Origin of the sequence: Cobetia sp. 5-11-6-3 (genome assembly GCF_013374055.1) — a bacterium.
GTDB lineage: Bacteria > Pseudomonadota > Gammaproteobacteria > Pseudomonadales > Halomonadaceae > Cobetia > Cobetia marina.
Genome location: NZ_BLWJ01000008.1, coordinates 155,653 through 176,756 on the forward strand (window position 1 = coordinate 155,653; position 21,104 = coordinate 176,756).

17 protein-coding genes are annotated in these 21,104 nt (G+C 61.9%); 7 read left to right on the plus strand and 10 right to left on the minus strand.

The features are described from left to right. Positions 1-13: 13 nt before the first annotated feature. The 6 genes from HXS66_RS13810 to HXS66_RS13835 form a co-directional block, all read right to left on the minus strand. On the minus strand, positions 14-334 hold the full coding sequence (locus tag HXS66_RS13810; protein ID WP_136939268.1) for a multidrug efflux SMR transporter: 321 nt from the start codon (positions 332-334) through the stop codon (positions 14-16). Positions 335-348: 14 nt separating this feature from the next. After that, entirely contained in the window at positions 349-717 is a 369-nt protein-coding gene (locus HXS66_RS13815; RefSeq protein WP_176503850.1) for a multidrug efflux SMR transporter, read from the minus strand. A gap of 213 nt (positions 718-930) precedes the next feature. Further along, positions 931-2,340 carry an NAD(P)-binding domain-containing protein gene (locus HXS66_RS13820; RefSeq protein ID WP_176503851.1) on the minus strand — a complete coding sequence of 470 codons (1,410 nt, stop codon included), beginning with the start codon at positions 2,338-2,340 and terminating at the stop codon, positions 931-933. A gap of 171 nt (positions 2,341-2,511) precedes the next feature. Beyond that, positions 2,512-3,369, minus strand: a complete 858-nt coding sequence (locus tag HXS66_RS13825) for a PAS domain-containing protein (RefSeq protein ID WP_176503852.1) — start codon at positions 3,367-3,369, stop codon at positions 2,512-2,514. After that, a complete protein-coding gene (locus tag HXS66_RS17575) occupies positions 3,366-4,253 on the minus strand; it encodes a response regulator transcription factor (RefSeq protein WP_176503853.1) in 888 nt (295 codons plus the stop codon). Before HXS66_RS17575 ends, HXS66_RS13825 begins: the two co-directional genes overlap by 4 nt. Then, positions 4,250-5,557 (minus strand): sensor histidine kinase, encoded by a 1,308-nt coding sequence (locus tag HXS66_RS13835; RefSeq protein WP_176503854.1) that lies wholly within the window; start codon positions 5,555-5,557, stop codon positions 4,250-4,252. The genes HXS66_RS17575 and HXS66_RS13835 overlap by 4 nt, the downstream gene beginning before the upstream one ends. A gap of 274 nt (positions 5,558-5,831) precedes the next feature. Between HXS66_RS13835 and HXS66_RS13840 the strand changes: the two genes are divergently transcribed. From HXS66_RS13840 to HXS66_RS13850, 3 genes are all read left to right on the plus strand, one after another. After that, positions 5,832-8,258, plus strand: a complete 2,427-nt coding sequence (locus tag HXS66_RS13840) for a DUF1989 domain-containing protein (protein ID WP_218015188.1) — start codon at positions 5,832-5,834, stop codon at positions 8,256-8,258. Between the two features lie 355 nt (positions 8,259-8,613). Continuing rightward, the gene (locus HXS66_RS13845) at positions 8,614-9,972 is read left to right on the plus strand and encodes an ammonium transporter (protein WP_077371230.1); all 1,359 of its coding nucleotides are present in this window, start codon (positions 8,614-8,616) and stop codon (positions 9,970-9,972) included. A 138-nt stretch (positions 9,973-10,110) separates the two neighbouring features. Then, complete coding sequence (locus HXS66_RS13850; RefSeq protein ID WP_157109453.1) at positions 10,111-10,278, plus strand: hypothetical protein; 168 nt, start codon at positions 10,111-10,113, stop codon at positions 10,276-10,278. A gap of 140 nt (positions 10,279-10,418) precedes the next feature. Here HXS66_RS13850 and HXS66_RS13855 read toward each other — a convergent pair whose 3' ends face one another. Further along, positions 10,419-11,828 (minus strand): NAD(P)-binding domain-containing protein, encoded by a 1,410-nt coding sequence (locus tag HXS66_RS13855; protein WP_176503855.1) that lies wholly within the window; start codon positions 11,826-11,828, stop codon positions 10,419-10,421. Positions 11,829-12,727: 899 nt separating this feature from the next. On the opposite strand from HXS66_RS13855, the gene arfA reads away from it, so the two are divergent. Beyond that, the gene (gene arfA / locus HXS66_RS13860) at positions 12,728-12,907 is read left to right on the plus strand and encodes an alternative ribosome rescue factor ArfA (protein WP_176503856.1); all 180 of its coding nucleotides are present in this window, start codon (positions 12,728-12,730) and stop codon (positions 12,905-12,907) included. Positions 12,908-13,018: 111 nt separating this feature from the next. On the opposite strand, the gene HXS66_RS13865 is transcribed toward arfA, so the two are convergent. Further along, positions 13,019-14,230: an NADH:flavin oxidoreductase/NADH oxidase family protein gene (locus tag HXS66_RS13865; protein WP_176503857.1), complete on the minus strand. Its 1,212-nt coding sequence runs from the start codon at positions 14,228-14,230 to the stop codon at positions 13,019-13,021. Positions 14,231-14,348: 118 nt separating this feature from the next. Between HXS66_RS13865 and HXS66_RS13870 the strand changes: the two genes are divergently transcribed. Further along, the gene (locus tag HXS66_RS13870; protein ID WP_176503858.1) at positions 14,349-15,242 is read left to right on the plus strand and encodes a LysR family transcriptional regulator; all 894 of its coding nucleotides are present in this window, start codon (positions 14,349-14,351) and stop codon (positions 15,240-15,242) included. 100 nt (positions 15,243-15,342) lie between these two features. Next, entirely contained in the window at positions 15,343-16,152 is an 810-nt protein-coding gene (locus tag HXS66_RS13875) for an NYN domain-containing protein (protein WP_176503859.1), read from the plus strand. A gap of 144 nt (positions 16,153-16,296) precedes the next feature. On the opposite strand, the gene HXS66_RS13880 is transcribed toward HXS66_RS13875, so the two are convergent. Beyond that, positions 16,297-17,409: a CNNM domain-containing protein gene (locus HXS66_RS13880; RefSeq protein WP_176503860.1), complete on the minus strand. Its 1,113-nt coding sequence runs from the start codon at positions 17,407-17,409 to the stop codon at positions 16,297-16,299. A 457-nt stretch (positions 17,410-17,866) separates the two neighbouring features. Between HXS66_RS13880 and HXS66_RS13885 the strand changes: the two genes are divergently transcribed. Then, a complete protein-coding gene (locus HXS66_RS13885; protein ID WP_176503861.1) occupies positions 17,867-18,985 on the plus strand; it encodes a helix-turn-helix transcriptional regulator in 1,119 nt (372 codons plus the stop codon). Positions 18,986-19,117: 132 nt separating this feature from the next. On the opposite strand, the gene HXS66_RS13890 is transcribed toward HXS66_RS13885, so the two are convergent. Beyond that, positions 19,118-21,097 carry a tripartite tricarboxylate transporter permease gene (locus HXS66_RS13890; protein WP_084208455.1) on the minus strand — a complete coding sequence of 660 codons (1,980 nt, stop codon included), beginning with the start codon at positions 21,095-21,097 and terminating at the stop codon, positions 19,118-19,120. Between the last annotated feature and the right edge of the window lie 7 nt (positions 21,098-21,104).

Below are 21,104 nucleotides of genomic sequence, written 5' to 3' on the forward strand. Positions count from 1 at the left end.
CGAATGGCAATGATCAATGCCCGCCTGTCAGGTTGAGGCCGACGATCGACAGCACGATGAGGCCGATGCAGGCCATGCGGCGAAACGAGAAATGCTCCCGCCAGAACAGCACCCCGATGATGGCGCTGACCACGGTGCCGATGCCGGAGAATACGGCATAGGCGATGCCCAGGCTGATGGTGTCCATGGCCAGATACAGCAGGCTCAAGGAGGCGCTGAAGCCCAGCGCGACCAGCAGCACACCCCGTCGGCGGCGGTGGTTGGCGTATTGATTGAAACCGGTGACGCCGACGACTTCACAGCAGCCGGCGGCGATCAGATAGACCCAATCCATGTCATTCCTCCTGCTCATTCACTGATGGTGGTCTGTGGTGTGGCACTCGCGCGAGGTTGCTTGTCGGCAGGCGCGCCGGGGGCCGTCTTGAGCACGATGATTCCCACCAGCATCAGCACCACGAAGCCCAGCGTGGACCACTGGAACTCGAGCTCGAAGAACAGCAGGTCAGTCACCACCGTCCCCAGCGTGCCCAGGCCGACGAAGATGGCGTAGGTGGTGCTGGCGGGCAGTGTCCTGGCGATCTGGGTGACCAGACTCAGGCTGATGATGACCAGCAGCACCGTCAGTGCCCATTCCAGGGGAGTGTCGGCGACCTTCAGGCCCGTGGCCCAGCCGATTTCGCACAGGGTCGAGATCAGGAAATAGAGCGTGATGCGCATGGTGATCGGGCGTCCTTGTGGGGTGTCGGGAAAACGAGGCGTTCAATCGCCAGCGAAAGACATGCGTTGCATGAATGCGAGTCTATATGAGTTTTTGTTGATGTTTCTGACCATGAAAAGGCGGAGGGAGCCCCTCCGCCTGGTGCCTGACAAGTCGTTGGTGCAGCCTCGTCTCTGTGAACAGAAGCTCTTGTGTACAGTGACCAGAAAGCGTCAGGAGGCCAGCGGCGTGGTCGTCGCCTGAGCAGCTGACTCCTCGTCGGATGGCGCCTGGGCCTCGGCCGGCTGGGCCAGATAGGCTTCCAGCGAGTCATCCATCGCCTCAAGCCACGGCGTGTGATGTCTGGGCGCCAGGGTGCCGGTCATCAAGGAGCGATAGCCGTGATCGCGGAAGGTCATGATGTTCTCGTGCTTGTGATGCTCCCACTCGAGGAAGGTGCGATTCACGCCATCGATATCGAAGCTCGGGTAGTCGGTCTCGCTGATCAGCGATTTCACGTAGTCGCCCTGGAAGACGATCATCGCCTCGTCGCTATCCAGCGTTTCCTCACGCTCGCGCCATGCCTGGCTATCGGCTTGCATCGCCGCTTTCGCCGGCAGTGTCTGGGTGCCGAGAATCGCATCGCGCACCCACCAGGCCTGGGCATCGAACATGTTGAAGGTGTACCACTGGTCCTGCATGCCGAGATAGAACAGGCGCGGATTCTCTTCCCACACCACGCCCTTGTAGAGCCCCAGCGGCCACATGCGGTTGGCAGTCTTGAGGCGCAGCGACTCCTCGAGAAACGGGAAGTGATGCAGATAGCCGGTGCACAGGATGATGGCATCGACTCGCTTGTGGCTGCCGTCACTGAAATAGGCGGTATCGCGATCGACCTTCACCAGCAGCGGCTTCTCTTCCCAGTTGTCCGGCCATTTGAAGCCCATCGGAGCGGTGCGATAGCTGGTGGTGATGCTGCGCGCACCGTATTTGTAGCACTGCGAGCCGATGTCCTCCGCGGAATAGCTGCTGCCGAGCAACAGCAGATCCTTGCCCTTGAATTCCAGTGCATCGCGGAAGTCATGCGCATGCAGAATGCGGCCATTGAAGGTCGCGAAACCGGGGAATTCCGGCACGTTCGGAGTCGAGAAATGCCCGGAAGCCACGATGACGTGATCGAATTCTTCGCTGGTCACCAGATCGAGCGCCTGATCATGCACGCTGACCGTGAATTGCTGGGTAGTCTCATCGAAGGTGACCTGACGGACCGGACAGCCGAAGCGAATGTACTTGCGCACGCCAGCCTTCTCGACACGCCCCTTGATGTAGTCGAACAGCACGGCGCGCGGCGGGTAGGAGGCGATAGGGCGCCCGAAATGTTCTTCAAAGGAGTAGTCGGCGAACTCGAGACACTCCTTGGGACCATTCGACCACAGGTAGCGATACATGCTGCCGTGGACCGGCTCGCCGTGGGCATCCAGGCCGGTGCGCCAGCTGTAATTCCACAGACCACCCCAGTCATCCTGCTTCTCGTAACAGACAATCTCGGGGATCTCGATGCCCTTGTCGGCTGCGGATTGAAAGGCGCGCAATTGAGCCAGTCCACTGGGGCCTGCGCCGATGATCGCGATACGTTGGGTCATGGATACCATCCTGTTCTTGTTGTGTCTTGATGCGTTACCTGAGGTTTCGTGACGTGATGACGTCGTGAAACACTGACAACGAAACAGGCTAGCGAGATGTGACCTGGCTGCACATTGCTCGGAAAGGGTAGCCATAAAGGAGTATGCGACGTCGATGCCATGCTCTGCGGATCATGCAGAATCCCCTGCCAGGTCCGAGGTGTCGACGGCGAAGATGATGCCTTCCACGGCCAGTGGCGTGCCGTCAGGTGAATAGATGCCATGGCCCTTTTCCTGTACCCGGCGCACGTCGCCATCGCGGTGACGAATGCGGTAGGCAAGGGTGAAGGGTGTGTGTGCCTGAAGGGCGGCCTGTACCTGGTCCCACACGCGGTCGGCATCCTCGGGGTGGATCATGTCGCCGTAGGTGAGGGAGGGATGATCGAGCAGGTCGCGCGGGCTGAGTCCGGTGATGGCCAGGCAGCCGTCACTGATGTACTCCATCGACCAGTGGCGGTTGTTGCGCGCGCGATAGACCATCGCGGGCAGGCCCTTGATCAGGCGCGTCAGGCTGCGCAGGTTGGCGGCGTCGATCTGCTCCTGCTGCACGCGCTCGCTGATGTCATGCAGAGTGAGCGTGGCGGGCCAGGGCGAGGCCAGCGAGAGCGACTGGCTACGGACTTCACACCAGCGATAGTGGTGGTCCGGCCCCAGGATGCGCAATCGCCAGCAGTCAGGCCGCTCACGGCGTGACACGTGCCGGGCCAGCACGTCCCAGCGGGCGTGATCTGCGGGGTGCAGTGCTTCCCGCAGGCGCCGCGGTGCCGTGCCGCCCCCCTCCGTCCGAGAGGCGATTGGCGTGTCTTCCCGTGAGCCGCTCGATTCGTGTCCGCTCAGGGCCTGCCAGCCACGCGAGGCATAGAGCAGCGTGCTGTCAGCATCCACCACGACCACGGCATCACTCAGGCTGTCGAGAATCGCCTGTGCGCTGAAGGGCGAGGCCGTCGAGGCGGGTGAGGCGGAGGCGAACTGTTCGAGAAAGCGCATCATCTCAGGCTCTCCTTTTCGGCCCGTGTCATGGCCTCTTTGGCGCTTGTCGCGTCCTCGGCGGGCGCTCGGCTGGCATCACTCGCTGGCGTCAGCGGGTGGGCGTAGACCCAGGCGGCCAGCTCCAGTCGCGAATGCAGATCCAGCTTGCGCAGCAGATTCTTGACGTAGACCTTCACCGTGCTGTCACTGATGCCCAGCTCGCGCGCGATCAGCTTGTTGCTGAGGCCGCGCCCGATCCATTTGAGGGTATCGCGCTCACGCTCGGTCAGACCGCGATGCCAGTCCGCCGTCTCGGTCTCAGCCATGCCGTCAGTCAGGGCAGCGTCTGTCGCCTCGGTCAGCGGCACGGCTGAACCCGGCGTGGGAACGCCACCTTCCGGCGGTGCATGTTCGCGTGCCGAGCGCTGGCGGTGGTCCTGCTGCAGGCGCCTGGCCAGCAGCAGCAAGGTCTCTTCCTCCAACCCCAGCTTGCCGTCGATGACGGCCTGCAGGCGCTCGAGAATGCGTTCGGGGGCGGTGTCCTTCATCAGGTAGCCATCCGCCCCTTGCTGGATGGCATCCAGCAGGTGGCGGCTGTCGTCGGAGGCGGTCAGCAGCACGACCTTGAGAGCGGCATCACGCTGCTTGAGATGGCGCATCAGGGTCAGGCCATCAAGCTGCGGCATCTGCCAGTCGACGATCACCAGCTCGGGGGCGAGGGTGGGGAGGCGCTCGAGCAGATGCGCACCATCATCGAAGTCGGCCACGACCTCGAACAGGCCACCTTCACTCAAGAGCTCGGCAAGCCCGCGCCGAAACAGCGGATGGTCGTCGACGAGTACCACTCTTGTCGGGAGTGTATGACGTGTCGGGTGCGTCGAGGGTGTCTGTCGTGTCGCGGTCATGTGTCGCGGCGCTCCCAGCTCAGTGTCACGCGGGTACCGCCCTGGCGAGGCTGGGTGATGGCGAACTCGGCCCCGAGGTGGCGCGCGCGATCCTGCATGATGCCCAGTCCGAAATGCGCGGCGGGGATCTCGGCGGGATCGAACCCGCAGCCGTTGTCCTCGATGGTCAGCAACACCCGCGCCGCCGGCTGCGGCCCAGAGGACTGATAGAGCAGTTGCAGGCGCAGGTGGGTGGCCCGGGCATGGCGCACGCTGTTGGTCATCGCTTCCCGCACGATGAACATCACCTGCAGGGACAGGGCATCGGGGAGGTGCAGTGACTGGATGCGATTGTCGAGCTCGAACACCATGCTGGAACGGGTCTCGAATTCCTCGATCAAGGCCTCCAGCACACAGGCAAGCGGCGCGTCTCCCCAGGTGGCGTGCGCGCCATTGATCAGTTCACGGGTCTGGCGGAAAGTGCGCCGGGCCTGGGTATGCACCTCCTCAGCCAGTGACTGCACCTCCTGTGGCGCATGGCGGGCGGCACGTGTCAGGCGTGCGCTCTGCATCTGCAGGTAACTCAATTCCTGGGCGAGGGTGTCGTGCAGCTCCGCCGCCAGTTGTCGGCGTTCGTTCTTCAGGGCCTGTGCCACCGCTGCCTGCCTGTCTTCAGCGTGACGCGCCTGTTGCTGCTGCAATGCCAGGCCACGGCTCAGAGCGTCGATGACGGCGTGTGCCAGCGGTGTCTCGCGGGAGGGGGCTGCGGCTGTCGGCTCTCCAAGCCATAACCAGTCATCGCCCGTCGCCCCTCTGCCCGTCTCCCCGCTGTCAGTGGCGTCCGTGAGGGCGATCAGCACGCCACCTGGCGTGCCGGCTATGCCAGACGCCTGCTGTCGAGCGCCGGGATCGCGACCGATATCCCTGACGACTTCCTGCAATCTCTGGCGCGCAGCGGCTGACAAAGCGAGGCCGGCAGGGGAAATCACCGCATGGGTCGCCTGACCGGGTGCGCGATGCACGACACAGAGTTCGCCAATCGCGGAGTGCGCCGTGCCGCTTTCAGGACAGCCGTTCAGCATGTCCCGCAGCTCTCTCAGCACGGATGGCAACGCCTCCTCAAGGTCAGCGCAGGTGGCGATGCGCAAGGTGATGGCATCGAGGTGGTGTCTGTCACGCAGATCAGGCGGCGGGATGGTAGCAGGGCGAACGGGAGGCTCGGCATCGGCGGGACAGCCTCGTGCGCGCTGGACATCAAGGCGATGCGCTATCCCTTGCGATGCAGGTGCCTTGCCTGTCTTCGATGCGCCGAGACTGAGTGCCATGCGAGTTCCTCTGTCGTTTCGCCGCCCCTGCGGCGCGCCATGATTCGAGTGTCACACCAGCAAGCTTCATGCCAGCGAATGGATTACTCCTTCATGGGTACCTCTCTTGATGGATTGTCGTCGTATCTACTGAGAGTAAATTTAATTAACCATGAAGAACGTGGTGCGCGACGCAAGGGGTCATGCACCATCCAGGCACATCTGATCCAGGCTTGCCCTTCGAGCACTTCCTTCGACTGGCTCGCCTGCCATGACAACAAGAGGTATCACCAGGATGGGACTTGCAGTCGAGATACCCGCAGCCACGCCGAACCAGCCGTATCGTTACCGAATCGCCGGCCTGGAGGTGTTGGCACTTGATCTGTCGCCCGGCGATAGCGTGCAGGTGTCATCCGTGGACGGTGCGCAGTCCTGTGAGTGGCTGGCGCTGAAGGCAACGGGTGATGAAGCCGCCGATGCGGCACAGCAGAGCGGGGAAAGCCCCCGCGAAGCGGTGAAGGGGGTAGGCACGACAGTCGAGGCGTCGCTTGCGCACTTCGCGAGCGTCGTCAGCCCGGGAGATCACGCCTTCGCCAGTCAGCCTCAGGCCAGTGAGGCGCAGGAGACGTCCGGCAACAGGAGTCCGCACACTCGGAGTCCGCACACTCAGGCACGCCTGGAGGCGCTGGGGGTCGCGCATTGCCCGCCATCGTACTGGCAGCGCCTGTCAGCGGCCGGATTGCCGGCCGAGATTCGCTGGCCGCTGGAAGCGCCTGCCGCACGCCTGATTCTGCTGGCCCCCGGCAGTGACATGACGATCGAAGGAGAGCGGCTGGCCACCGAGCTTGAGGTGTCCCATTTCTGCACCGGGCTTGTGGGGCTGGAACATCTGCCGGTGCCGCTGGCACCGATCCGACAGGAGACGAGAGTCGCGGCGGGCACGGTCGAGGTCTATGAGGTCAAGCAGGGCGAGTGGATCCAGATCATCGATGTGGCGGGGCGTCAGTGCTCCGACTTCGTGGCCTTCGACGCCACTGCCTGGGCACAGGGCGAGGAGCTGGGGCTGGATGCTGGCGCCACGCGCAGCCTGTCCGGGCATTGCATGCCCAATCCGGGACTGTATTCGGTGTTCTTTGATCAGCACCTGCATCCGATGCTCGAGGTGATCCAGGACACGGTCGGACGCCATGACAGCTTCATGCTTGCCTGCTCGCCGCAGTATTACGAACACCACGGCTACTTCGGTCACGACAGCTGCACGGTCAACTTCAACAATGCCCTGTCGGCGTCTCATGGTATCCGACAGCGTGCCAGCTGGCCGGCCATCAACTTCTTCTTCAATACCTGGGTACAGCCCTGCGGCACCCTGGCGGTGGATGAGCCCTGGTCACGACCCGGCGACTATGTGCTGCTGCGCGCCGACCGTGACCTCATCTGTGCCTCATCCGCCTGTCCGGACGACATCGACGCCGCCAACGGCTGGGTGCCGACCGATATCCATGTGCGTATCTACGCCGCTGAACATGACTTCCCCCGCGGTATCGCCTATCGCAACCGGCCCGAGGAATTGCCGCGCATGACATTGCCCACCGCCTTCCATCCCTGCACCTCCGCCTTGACCAAGCAGTACATCGATTACCACGGCTACTGGCTGGCCACCCATTACGAGGGGTGGGGGGCCAAGGCGGAGTATCTCGCCTGTCGCGAACGGGTCGCGGTGATGGATCTCTCCGCATTGCGCAAGTTCGAGGTCGCCGGACCGGACGCCGAACGCCTGTTGCAATATGCGCTGACCCGCAACGTGCGCCGACTCTCCATCGGAGAAGTGGTGTATTCCGCCATGTGTCAGGAAACCGGCGGCATGCTCGATGACGGCACCCTGTTCCGCATGGGCGAGCAGACCTTCCGCTGGATCTGTGGTGATCCGGCCAGCGGCCAGTGGCTGCGGGATCTCGCAGAGCAGCAGGGCTATCGCGTCACGGTGCGCGACTCCACCCATCAGCTGCACAACATCGCGCTGCAGGGGCCGAAGAGCCGCGAGGTGCTGGCGCCGTTGATCTGGAATGCGCGTACCCAGCCGGAGGTGGAAACGCTGGGCTGGTTCCGCTTCATGGTCGGCCGTCTGGCGGGGCCGAATGGCATCCCGCTGATGGTGTCGCGGACCGGCTATACCGGTGAGCTGGGCTATGAGATCTGGTGTCATCCGCATGACGCCCCGGCCGTGTGGGAGGCGATCTGGGCGGCCGGTGAGCTGCATGGCATCGCGCCGCTGGGGCTGGATGCCCTCGACATGCTGAGGATAGAGGCGGGGCTGATCTTCGCTGGCCATGAATTCTGCCCGCAGACGTCTCCCTACGAGGCGGGCATCGGCTTTACCGTGCCGATGAAGAGCAAGGAGGATGATTTCGTCGGGCGTGCGGCCATGCAGCGCGAGACGCCGGAATCCCGCCATCGGATCATGGGCCTGAGGGTGGACAGCAGCGAGCTGGTCAGCCATGGCAATCTGGTCTATCACGGGCGTTATCCGGTCGGGGTGATCACCAGCGCGACCCGCTCTCCCTTGCTCAACCAGTCCATCGCCATGTGTCGTCTCGCCCCGGATTTCTCAAGCCCCGGAACGCAGCTTGAGATCGGTCAGCTGGATGGTCACCAGAAGCGTCTCGTCGCCGAGGTGGTGACATTGCCTTTCCATGATCCTGAGCGTCTCAAGGTGCGCAGCTGAGTGATGCATGACGCATGACCGAGACCTCGCGCGTGAGGCTGGCCGGTGACGATCCGTATATGCAGTACGACTCACGTCATATCACGGTGCAGGACGCCGCCTGCCTGCCTCAATAACGAACACCCTCTTGCCAGGTGGTGATTTCCGGGCTTCATATGTGAAGAGGTGTCCACGATTTCGAGAAGATATCAATGAAAACAACGTATTACTGAAGGTGGCCATCAGGGGGCATCTGGCATGTCGCTTGCTTTATCCAGCAGGTCCCCCTTGAAAAACAACAACAACCTTCGGGCAGACAGGGTTTCCACCGGCAGGCATGCGGTGGCAGACCCGGCCCGGAAAAGGAGAAAAGACGATGGATGAAAAGACGTTGCAAAGCATATTGGATATGCACCAGGCGATGAACATCGAGGTGTTCTACTGGTGGTGTACCGCCATCATGTTCCTGATCCACGCAGGCTTTCTGGCCTATGAGATCGGTGCCTCCCGTTCCAAGAATGCCCTGGCGTCCGGCATGAAGAACGTGCTGACGCTGGCCTCGATCATCCCCGCCTTCTACTTCGTGGGCTGGTGGATCTACAACGCCTTCCCCAACGGGCTGATTCCCATCGAGGCTTCCGCGGCACTGCCGTGGAGCGCGAGCATGCGCCCCGACGCCGATGACATGGGCACCGGTATCTTCTTCGCGGCCTTTGCCCTGTTCGGTGCGACCACGGGCTCGATTCTCTCGGGGGCGGTGATCGAACGCATCCGCCTGGGCGCCTTCCTGTTACTGGCGGTGATTCTCGGTGCGGGTGTCTGGATCCTGGCGGGTGCCTGGGGCTGGCATCCGGATGGCTGGATGCTGCACAAGCTGGGCTATCACGATGTCGGCGCGGCGGGCGTGGTGCATGCCGTGGCCGGCTTCTTCGCGCTGGGCGTGCTGCTCAATCTGGGCGCGCGTATCGGCAAGTACAGTGACGATGGCAAGCCGCAGGTGATCGCACCGCACAACATGCCGATGACCTTGATCGGGCTGATGCTGATCATCGTCGGTTTCTTCGGCTTCCTGGGTGGCTGCATCATCTTCAACACCGGTGACATCGGCTGGACCACCATCTATGGCAATCGCACCAACCTCTCAGCCTTCGCCTTCAATACCCTGATGGGCTTCGGTGGCGGCGTGATCGGTGCCTATCTGTCCTCGCGTGACCCGTTCTGGACCATGTCCGGTGCGCTGGGCGGCATCATCACCGTCGCGGCGGGGCTGGATCTCTACAACCCGGGCCTGGCCTTCGTACTGGCGGTCACCGGTGGCGCCTTGATGCCGAAGATCGGCGCGCTGCTCGAGAAGCGTGGCCTGGACGACTCCGTCGGCGCCTTCGCGGTACATGGCTTCTGCGGTTTCTACGGTGTGGTACTGGTGGGTGTCTTCGCCGCGGGCTTCCCGAATGTCGGCGAAGGCGTGCCGGATGTCTCCTTCACCGGGCAGCTGACAGGCGCGGTGGTGATGGCAGTGACGGGCTTCGTGCCGGGTTGGGGCGTTGCCTATCTGCTCAAGAAGTTCAACCTGCTGCGCGTGCCGCCGCATGTCGAAGTGCTCGGGCTGGACCTGTTCGAAGTGCCGGCCAAGGCCTACCCGGAGAGCATGGCAACCGAGTCATCTTCCAGCGTGCCGGCACGTTCCGGTGGGGTAGTGGCAGCACCGATGGACAAGCGTCCCGATATCAGCTGAGTCGGTTCTGACGATTACCCGCATGAGGATTGGCTCGTTTGTTGCAGCGTTCGTTGCCATCTGTCCTGAAGTCTGGCTGCCAGCCAGTGGCGGAGCGAACGGGCCGATTCGTTTTCTTTCTTCTCCAGGAGTCTTGTCATGGAAACTGTCGATACTGCGGTACATGCTGCCAACTATGCGTTCTTCTTCAGCAATTCAGGGATGGTGGCGGTCAGTCTGTTGATCGCGGCTGGCGTCTGCATCTCGTTGAGCGTCAATATCCTGCGCCATGAGAAAGCGTCATTCCGCAGCAAGAAGACCCTCTGATCCATCGGGGCCTTCTTGCTCCGCAACCACAGAATGCACAACGCCGCGAAGCCATGCTTCGCGGCGTTGTGCATTCTGTGGGCCCGATGTCACATGTCAGGTGACACAAGGCCGTCAGTCACTCAGATCCTGTCCGTCACTCAGACCTTGTCAGTCGCGAGGGAGCGTTCGGCGGCTGTCTCGCCGCCTGCTTGTCTGGCGCTCTTGTCGGGCTGCGCCAGGAAGGCTTCCAGCGAATCATCCATCGCGTCGAGCCAGGGCGTGTGATGGCGCGGGGCCATGGTGCCGGTCATCAGCGAGCGATAGGAGTAGTCACGGAAGGTCATGATGTTCTCGTGCTTGTGGTGCTCCCACTCGAGGAAGGTGCGATTGACGCCGTCGATATCGAAGCTCGGATAATCCGTCTTGGAAATCAGTGACTTCACGTAATCGCCTTGGAAGCGGATCATCGATTCATCGCTGTCCAGCGTCTCTTCCCGGTCACGCCATGCCTGACTGTCTGCCTGCATGGCCTCGCGGCTGGGCAGCGCGATCTCACCGAGAATCACGTCACGCACCCACCATGCCTGGGCATCGAACATGTTGAAGGTGTACCACTGATCCTGCATGCCGAGATAGAACAGGCGCGGATTGGCTTCCCAGGCAGCGCCCTTGTAGAGACCGAGCGGCCACATGCGGTTGGCTGTCTTGAGGCGCAGCGGTTCATCGAGGAACGGGAAGTGATGGAGGTAGCCGGTGCACAGGATGATGGCATCGATCTTCTTGTGGGTGCCATCGCGGAAATAGGCGGTGTCGCGGTCCACTTTCTGCAACAGCGGCTTCTCTTCCCAGTTCTCCGGCCAGGCAAAGCCCATCGGGGCGGTGCGATAGCTGGTGGTGATGCTGCGAGCGCCATACTTGTAGCACTGTGAACCGATATCTTCGGCAGAGTAGCTGCTGCCGATCAGCAGCAGATCCTTGCCCTTGAACTCCAGCGCATCGCGGAAGTCATGTGCATGCAGAATACGGCCATTGAACTCCGAGAACCCCGGGAACTCAGGCACGTTGGGGGTCGAGAAGTGACCGGAAGCGACGATGACGTGGTCAAAATGCTCCTGAACGACCGTGTCCGATTGCTGGTCATGGACACTGACGGTGAACTGCTCGCGGGTGTCGTCAAAGCTGACGTGGCGCACCGGGCAATTGAAGCGGATGTACTTGCGCACGCCTGCCTTCTCGACCCGACCCTTGAGGTAATCGAAGATGACCGCGCGAGGCGGGTATGAGGCGATGGGGTGGCCGAAATGTTCCTCGAAGGAATAATCCGCGAACTCCAGACATTCCTTGGGGCCGTTGGACCACAGGTAGCGATACATGCTGCCGTGGACGGGTTCACCATTCTGATCGAGACCGGTGCGCCAGCTGTAATTCCACAGGCCGCCCCAGTCGCTCTGCTTTTCAAAACAGACTATCTCGGGAATGTCGATACCCTTGTCAGCGGCAGATTGAAAGGCGCGCAGCTGTGCCAGGCCACTCGGCCCTGCGCCAATGATCGCAATGCGTTTTGTCATGGGTATTTCCTGTTGAGACTGTCATGAGACGTCGTGTTCCGTGAACCCCGCGTTGCGGGATGTCGTGTTGACCAGGTGCTTTTTCCCCTGTAGTGGATCGCGATAATAATGAGCATTATCCAGCGCTTGGGTGGCCTGGAAAGGTAAGGAATCCAGTTGACTTGCCACCTGTCATTTCGCTGAGCCTGAGCACGGAAGGCGTATTTTTTATTGCCTTGAGAGCCATCTACTGCTCGCGGAACGTGAAGCATCCTCGCAGAAATGATGCGTCATCTCAAATGTGAGGTATTGCTTCTGAGTGCATGAAGTGTACACGATCATGAGAGTATTTAGACTTTAGTTGTAAGATCCTTGTGGGTTGTGTCTCTCTTCCGAATGGCCAGGATGAAGGATGTGATTTATCGGCTCATGGTTGGTATTGTTTTTAGTAAATTGTTGATTTAAAGCATCTTTTTATGTCGTGGTGGTTTGCCATGGCGTTGTCTGGCGTGTTTTCTGTGTAGAAAAAAAGAAGATTTACGTGTTGCAATGCCGCTTGGGAGGTGGATGATTTTCTGTCTCTTCAATGCGTAATTTGTCAAACGGGTGTTGGGATAAAATATCCTCTTTGTCAAGCAGGTTGGCGCTCGTGATTTTGAGGTGTGGAGTAAATAAGGGTGTGAGAAGGATGGGAACGTAGTGTCGGAGTAGTGAGTGGCGTGAGAATGGAGAAAGAACAGAAATCAGAAGGGAAAAGGGTGCCAGATTATCGAATGATCCTCGCTGGAGGATTGTCTAGAGGATCTGCGGGGCTATTCACTCACCAGACCAGCGACGAGGGGGAAGCGGAGGTTGATCACTCTGCATGGCGAAAGGGCGTATACTGGGCCGGTGACAGAGAGGCCACAGGAGAAGACACCATGACTCACAAGCGCAAGGTGCAGGACAACGCCCTCAAGGCAGTGCTGCGTACCTCGATGTTCAAGCAGCGTGTCGTGAAGGCGCGCAAGGGCAAGGGCAGCTACCAGCGCAATGGCAAGCAACAAGGGGGTAGCGGTGGCAGTGAGGCTCCTTCAGTCGGTGTGTATTGCGCCGCTTGAAGAAGCCTCATTGCCGCCTCTGAAGGGAGCCCCTGTCTAAGGCGCTGGTCACACGAACGCCGCAGCATCAGCGCTGCGGCGTTCGTGTATCTGGCCACTTCGAGAAGCGGCTCAGTCGCGGAGACAGTCGGCGAAGTGCGCGTTCCAGGTCTCGGCGCGTGCGGCGTCGCGGGCTTCATAGTCGGCCAGCACCGTCTCCAGTTCGCCCAGTGACTCCTGCTCACGGTCCTCGCCCAGCTGGGTCAGGCGCAGGGTATACCAGGCGGTCACGCCGCCTTCCGGCGGGGCGCTGAAACGCGGGAACTCTGGCGCGGGGCATTCTCCCGCTCGCCATAGCGTGGGCAGTGACGGGTGCAGCGCCAGTGGGCGGGCCAGGCCGACGAGATCGACGGCGCCCTGTGCCACGGCGTCTTCGGCCTGCGCCAGAGTCTTGAAGCCGCCGGTTGCCATCAAGGGCAGGGTCGTCACCTCGCGTGCACGCCTGGCGAATTCGACGAAGTAGGGGCCGCTGGCACTGGCGTCCGACGCGGAGCTGGCGCCGGGGAAGTAGGTGCCGCCACTGATGTCGATCAGATCGATGGGCAGCTCATCGAGCGCTGCTATCACCTGTAGCGCTTCGGCTTCCTCGAAACCGCCCTCAAGTTGATCACTCGAGTTGAGTTTCACCATGACCGGGTAGTCGTGGCCAACGGCCTCACGCACGGCAATGATCACCTCACGCATCAGCCGCATGCGGTTGTCGAGGCTACCGCCGTAGTCATCCGTGCGCTGATTGAAGAGGGGAGACAGGAACTGGCTGAGCAGAAAGCCATGCGCGGCATGTACTTGAACCCCGCCAAACCCGGCGTCACGGGCCAGGCGCGCCGTGGTTGCCATGGCGGCAGGCAAGGCCTTGATGGCCTCCAGGCTCATGGCCTCGCAACGTAGCCCGGGGATATCCAGTGCACTGGGGCCATGTGGCGTACTGGTCGGCGGGTAGGCCATCGCGCCGGCATGGCCGAGCTGCAGCCAGAGCTCGGCTCCGTGCTGCTGGCCGCGCTGCGCCAGTTGCGTGAACGCCGCGAGATCGGACTGCGCATTGAGGACCAGATTGCCGGGCTTCTCGGCGTGGTGGTGGTCCGGTTGCACTTCCCCGACCAGCGACGCCGCCACGCCGCCCTCTGCCCAGCGCTCATAGAGGCGCATCTGGGCGTCACTCGGATGCCCCGTACCATCACCGAGAGAATCCGACATCGCGGCCTTGATGAGGCGATTGGCGAGCACTCGCCCGCAAGGCAGCGTGAAGGGCGTGAACAGGGTGGAAGCGGTCGGCTGATCTATCATGGTGGCGATGTCTCTGGGCACTGAATATGGCATGGAGGGAACAGATGCCATGGTGACATGGGCAGTGTCTGGTGATAATCCGGTGTGTGAGCACAGCATCCGTGAGCCAATGGAACATATGAAAACGTATACGGATCTCGATATCTTTCATGCCGTGGTCGATGCCGGCACCTTTACGGGAGCCGCGCGACAGCTCGGCATTACCCACTCAGCGATCAGCAAGCGCATCGCGCATCTCGAGCAGCGCCTGGGCGCGCAGTTATTGATTCGCTCCACACGGCGGATGCGCCTGAGTGAGGCGGGTCAGCTCTATGCCTCGGAGACACGGGAGCTGCAGGAGCGGCTGCGCAATGTGGAGCAGGAGATCGCCGAGGGCAGTGGTGCGCTCAAGGGGCGCATTCGTCTCTCGTGTTCCAACGCATTGGGAAAATTGCAGGTAATGCCGTTGCTGATGCGCTTCATGGAGCGCTATCCCGAGGTCATCGTGGACCTGACCCTGACGGATGCCGTGGTCGACCTGGTGCATGAGGGGATGGATCTGGCCATCCGCAGCACCGCAAAGCCCGAGCCCGGCCTGATCGCCAGGCGGTTGGCCACCAATCAGCGTGTCATCTGTGCATCGCCGGAGTATCTGGCAAGACATGGCACGCCGCGCTCAGTGCCGGATCTGGCGGAGCATGTCAGCCTGATCCTGAATCTCCCCGGTGGCTTCAACGCCTGGGGACTCACGTCACTGCCCGAGATGCGCTGCGGCTTCCTCTCCAACTCCCTGGAAACCCTGCACGCCACCTGTCTGGGAGGGCGTGGCGTTGCCTGTCTGCCGTACTACCTGATCGCCGATGACCTGGCCTCTGGGCGCTTGATCCCGCTGCTGGGAGACATTCGTGGTGACGGTGCCGATACCAGCATCTTCCTCGTCCGCCCGGAGGCGTCGCTTCTGCCGCGCCGGGTGAGAATGCTGATGGATGCCTTGATCGCGGGATTTGACGCAGAGGAAGCTCAGCGTACGTGAGTAAACGACGATTTACCGAGTGATTGTCTTGCAGGATTCATGACATATTGACCCAAGGAGAGACCTTGAGACTCCTGTGACGTAGATCATGGAGCGAGACATGTCACCAACGGGAAAAGATCGATTTGCGGTACTGATTGATGCAGACAATGCCCAGGCAGCCGTCTGTGAGGAATTGCTGGCGGAGATCGCGAAACTGGGAATCGCCAGCATCAAGCGCGCCTATGGGGACTGGACCACCTCCAATCTGACGCCCTGGAAGGAGCCACTTCTGCACCATGGCATTCAGCCTATCCAGCAGTTCCGTTATACCCAGGGCAAGAACGCGACGGATTCCGCCTTGATCATCGATGCCATGGATCTGTTGTATGCGGGCAATGTGGAGGGATTCTGTCTGGTGTCCTCGGACAGTGATTTCACGCGCCTGGCGACACGTCTGAGGGAAAGCGGCATGCGCGTGCATGGCTTCGGAGAAGCCAAGACCCCTCAACCCTTCGTTTCCGCCTGTGACAGTTTCCTGCATACCGAGTGTCTGCGCAGGGAGCCGGATACGCCCGCCGTGGCGAAGCCCTCGAGCAAGTCGCCTGTCGTGAAGAAGCCCCCGAGCAAGCCGCCGGCCGAGACGGTCACCCTCGTCAAGCCGACCAAGGCACAGCGACAGCTGAGGTCGCATATCCTCAATGCACTGAACGAGCTGCCACAGACGGATGGCTGGACGGCCCTGTCAGCGCTGGGAAGTTACCTGAAAAAGAAGATGCCCGGCTTCACGCCGGCGGATCATGGTGCCAGCAAGCTGGGGGGAGTGATTCAGCAATTGGAGTATCTGGACAAATGGCAACGCCCTGTCAAAGGCGGTTCCGTGCATTTGTATGTCCGGAAAAAGGCCAGGGAGACGGCAAAGGCCAGCTGAATCCTCGTCATCTCACGATGCACGATGCCTTTCGACACAGAAGCCCCGTGATGGCCAGTCTCCTGTCTGGCTGTCACGGGGCTTCTGTCGTTCAGTGTGGCGGTGGTTTCACGCCTGACGCGCGCGGGGCTCGCGCAGTCCATGTCACGACTGGCCGTGCTTGGAGTCCTCCGTTGATGCCTTGTGTTCTGTCGGTGATGTGTCGTTCTGTGAAGAGCTCTTTCGGGTGTCGTCCGGTGTCGAGGGGGCGGCACCGATGCGCTTGATCCAGCGCTGGCGGGCGAAGCGACGCAGATTGGCCACGTTGTCCGTCTCGTCGATGATGTCCTCGCCGAGAATCGTCTCCATCACGTCTTCCAGCGTGATGACCCCCAGCCAGTTGCCGAGATTGTCGTAGACGACACACAGGTGCTGGCGCTCGCGCTGCATGCGAGCGAAGGCCTGTTCGACGTTGTCTTCGGCGTGCAGTTCGCTGATCGGGCGCATCAGGTCCTTGAGCGGAGTGGTGGGTTCGGCCTGATGCGCATCGGCGCGGTGGATCATGCCCAGCGTTCGCTCATCGGCGGTCATCACCGGGTAGCGGCTGAAGGGCCAGACCGTCAACTGGTCATTGAACTCGGCCACGGTCATCTCGGGGCTGACCGTCTGGCAGACAGGACGTGGCGTGAGCACATCACGCACCTTCATCTCATGCAGGTTGAGGATGTTGGTGATGACGCGTTGCTCATCATTTTCCAGCGCCTTCTTTTCCAGCCCCAGTTGTGCGAGCGCCTTGATCTCGCCACGCAGATCAATGTCATGCGAGTGCTTGCCGATCCGCGAGGTGATCATTTCCGACAGCCAGATCAGCGGCTTGAGCGAGATGACCATGATGTTGAGCACGCCGGGCAGCATCGGGGACAGCTGACGCCAGTAGGTGGCACCGATGGTCTTGGGGATGATTTCCGAGGCCACCAGGATCAGCAGCGTCATGACCGCCGAGGCAACGCCGACCCAGGCCTCGCCGAACACGACGGACACCTGCGCCCCCACGCCTGTCGCACCGACCGTATGCGCGATGGTATTGAGCGTCAGGATGGCGGCCAACGGCTTATCGATGTTGTCCTTGAGGGTGGCCAGCGCCGCATGGCGCTTGGGGTGTTGCTCACGCAGGCTTGCCACATAGCTTGGGGAAAGCGACAGCAGCGCCGCTTCCAGCACGGAGCAGATGAACGAGATGCCGATGGCGATGGCGGCAAAGAGAATCAGCAGAAACATGCAGCGTGCTCCTTGGGTGGATAGGCCACCATTAGTGACAGATGCCCGGTGACTGTCAAACCTTTGGCGTTGATTGCCTGGCGCTTGTCATCGCGACGCGCATGCGGGCGTCGGAGGCACTATCGGGAAAGGGGGAGACGGAGAAGGCGAGTGGAGAAGGCGAGTGGAGAAGGCGAGTGGAGAAGGTTAGGGGAGAGCCGCAGCGCGAAACATTAATGAGATTGTTTTGCTTTTGAGATCTGTTGTATTTTAAAGCAGCTCTTATCAAGGGAATTTGCATAAATAAAGGTGTGAGGCAGTCAATTCCTCGATTTCTTCGATGCCATGGCACGTCGCTCGCACGCCCAGAGGCAACTCCTACCTATCCATGACTCCAGGGAATGGCGCTTTCATGCAGCAGGGCTTGAGACAGCAGGGCTTGAGACAGCAGGGCTTGAGACAGCAGGATGCTTCCTCCTTGCCTCCGTGCGGTGTGCGGAGGGAGGACTGGCAGTCCGTCCGCTATGCACACAGCACCGGCTGGGTTCAGGAGATTCCGGTCTGGCCCGGAGGGCGTCTGGTGCTGTGTGATCTGACGATCCGTGACGGCTATCAGGAACTGCATCCCTTCCATGAAGGACTCTATGTCTGTCTGATACTGGAAGGCACGCTGAGGCTGTCGGGCATGGCAGCGACGCCAACTGCCACGTGCCCGTGTCCTGAGCCCCTGTCGAGTGCAAGCGAGAAGGTCGCGGAAGAGGCGCGAGTCCAGATCGATGTCACCCGGGGAGAAGGCGGCGTCTTTCGCGCTCCGATGGTGGGCTCCCCGCATGCTCTGAACGTCGGGTACTTCCCCGGGCGGCTGCGGTGTGTGGTGCTGCATATCGAGGATGAACGTCAGCAGTCCGACAACATCCTGCAGCGCTTTGCCGAGTGGGATCTGCATTCGCCCCCCTGGCCGGCTCAGCCTCGCCGGTGGCGGCCGGGGTCAGGCCTTCGTCAGCAGCTGGCGGAATGTCTGGCGCAGCGCCTCGACGGTGCAGAGCACACTCGTGAGACATGTTGTCTGCTGGAATGGCAAGGGCTGGGCCTGCAATTGCTGGGAGGTGCCTTGCGCCGCCGGCATGCGCGGCAGTGTCATACCGGTCAGGTGTCCGAGGATCGGGTCGCTCGTGACAGGGGCGCTGACGGCCGAGCCCCGAACGCCAATCGACGAGAGAAACGGGCTCACGAGAGGCTGACGCCGGGGTACCCGGAGACATCCAGCAGTACGTGTCGGCATCTCGAGGCGGTGCGTCAGCGGCTGAAGATGGCGCCGGAGCGTCAGCATGCCTTGCCGGAACTGGCGCGGCTTGCCTGCATGAGCGCGTCGAGTCTGCGCCAGAAGTTTCGCGAGACCTATGGTTGCTCGCTGAGCCAGTATCAGCGCGAATGTCGCATGCAGCGCGCACGTCAGGCCTTGTTGCAGGGCATGAGTGTGCAGCAGGTGGCGCATCGTGTCGGCTATGCGCATGCCTGCAACTTCGCGACGGCCTACCGGCGTCATTTCGGCCTCTCGCCCCAGGCTGTGCGGGCTCGGCCGCAGCGGGCTGACTGAGCACTGCTGACCGTCAGCCTCCGTCATGGTCGGGCGTGAAAAGAGAACGGGCACCCTCAGGGTGCCCGTTCTCTTGTCGTTGCCTGGTATCTCTTGCGCTGCGTTGCGTGGCTGTCTGCGGCGCGAGAGGCCTTACAGGAAGGGGATCATCGGCAGTACCACGTCATCCAGCAATCCCGTCGGATAGTGCAGATTCATGGCCGCCTGCATCCCGAGCAGGAAGACCGCGACGCCCAGGGCGAAGAGTCCCGCGAACGCCGCTGACTTGCGTGCGACGATGAGCTGGAAGCCCAGGCAGAACAGCACGGCGGTGGAGACGAAGCCCAGCAGCGCGCTGACGCCGATCAGCACGAAGAAGCCGAGTACCACACCCACTGCCTTGAAGGCCGGTTGCTGGACGCGAATCATGCCGCGACGCCAGCCGTTGAAGACCACGGCAATCACCGAGACCAGCGTGATGAAGGCGGCCAGGGTCGGGAAGGCCTTGCCGAGTGGCATCAAATCCTTGACGTCGTAGAGCGCCCAGAGGCCGGCGAGCCCCATCAGGCCCAGCAGCAGGAAGTCGACGCCACCGAAACCGCGTGATTCCAGCACATCCTCTTCCGGGGACGGCGCGGTCTCGACCACTTCATGGGTCTGGCGACGACGCATGATCGCCTTGCGGATCACCGGCAGGAAGAAGGCCAGCAGGATCAGGCCGAGGATGATCAGCACGCCCGGACGCAGGAAGGCTTCGGCGCCGTGGAACTGCATGCTCTGGTAGAAGTAGTTCTCGGCACCCGGTGCCAGCACGAAGCCGATCAGGAAGGCCGGACGCGACCAGCCTGCCGTCTTGAACAGCACGCCCAGCATGCCGATCATGCCCAGCGCGGCCCAGTCACCCAGCGAGCGACTGGCCTGATAGGCAGCGAACAGGATCAGCACGGTGATGGCCGGCGCCAGAATGGCGAAGGGCACACGTGTCAGCTGCGCGACCGGACGCGCCAGCATCAGACACAGGCCCGCGCCCAGGATATTGGCCAGCGCCAAAGACCAGATGATGGTGTAGGTCATGTCCAGATTGGTGGTGATCATCGACACGCCCGGTTCCAGACCCAGCAGCAACAGGCCCCCCAGGAAGACGGCGGCCGTCCCGGAGCCTGGCACCCCGAACAGCAGGGTCGGCACCATGGCGCCACAGGCACAGGCATTGTTGGCGGACTCCGGCGCGATGACGCCGCGGATGTCACCCTTGCCGAACTGGCTCGGGTCCTTGGCGGTCTTGACCGCGAAACCGTAGGTGATCCAGTCGACCACGGAACCCGCCAGACCCGGAATGGTGCCGATCAGGCTGCCGATCCCGGCGCAGCGCGCGACCAGCCACCTGTTCTTGACCACATCCTTGATGCCGGCAGACCAGCCCTTGCCCAGGTCCGTGTTGCCGTCCTTGGCGATGCTGCCACGTCCCAGCAGCAGCTCGACGATCTCCGGCAGGGCGAAGATGCCCAGGCCCAGCACGATCAGCGGCACCCCGTCGTACAGATAATCGATATCCAGATTCATGCGGTACTCGCCGGTCGCCGGTGCGGCGCCGATGGCACCGACCAGCAGGCCAAGACCACAGGCCGCCGTGCCCTTGAACAGGTTCTTGCCGGACAGCACCGCCACCATCGTCAGACCCAGCAGCGTCAACACGAACAGCTCTGCTGACGAGAAGGCCAGCACCAGCGGTCGCGCGACGAGGATGAAGCCGGTCAGAATGATGGCGCCGATCACGCCCCCACACAGGGAGGACAGGAAGGCACTGGTCAGCGCGCGCGCCGCCTGGCCTTTCTTGGCCAGCGGGAAGCCATCCAGCACCGTGGCCTGTGACGCGCTGGAGCCGGGAATGCCCATCAGCACCGAGGCGAAGGTATCGCCGGTCGGGATGACCGCGACCATGCCCATCAGCATGCCCAGTGCATAACCGGGGTCGAGCCCGTAGAGGAAGGGCAGCAGTAGCGCCATGCCGGCGATGCCGCCCAGGCCGGGGATGATGCCGACCAGCAGGCCGACGAAGATGCCGATCATCATGAACAGCAGATGCGTCAGCGTGAAGACGTGTCCAATGCTGGACAGGAGGGTGTCGATCATGGCGTTG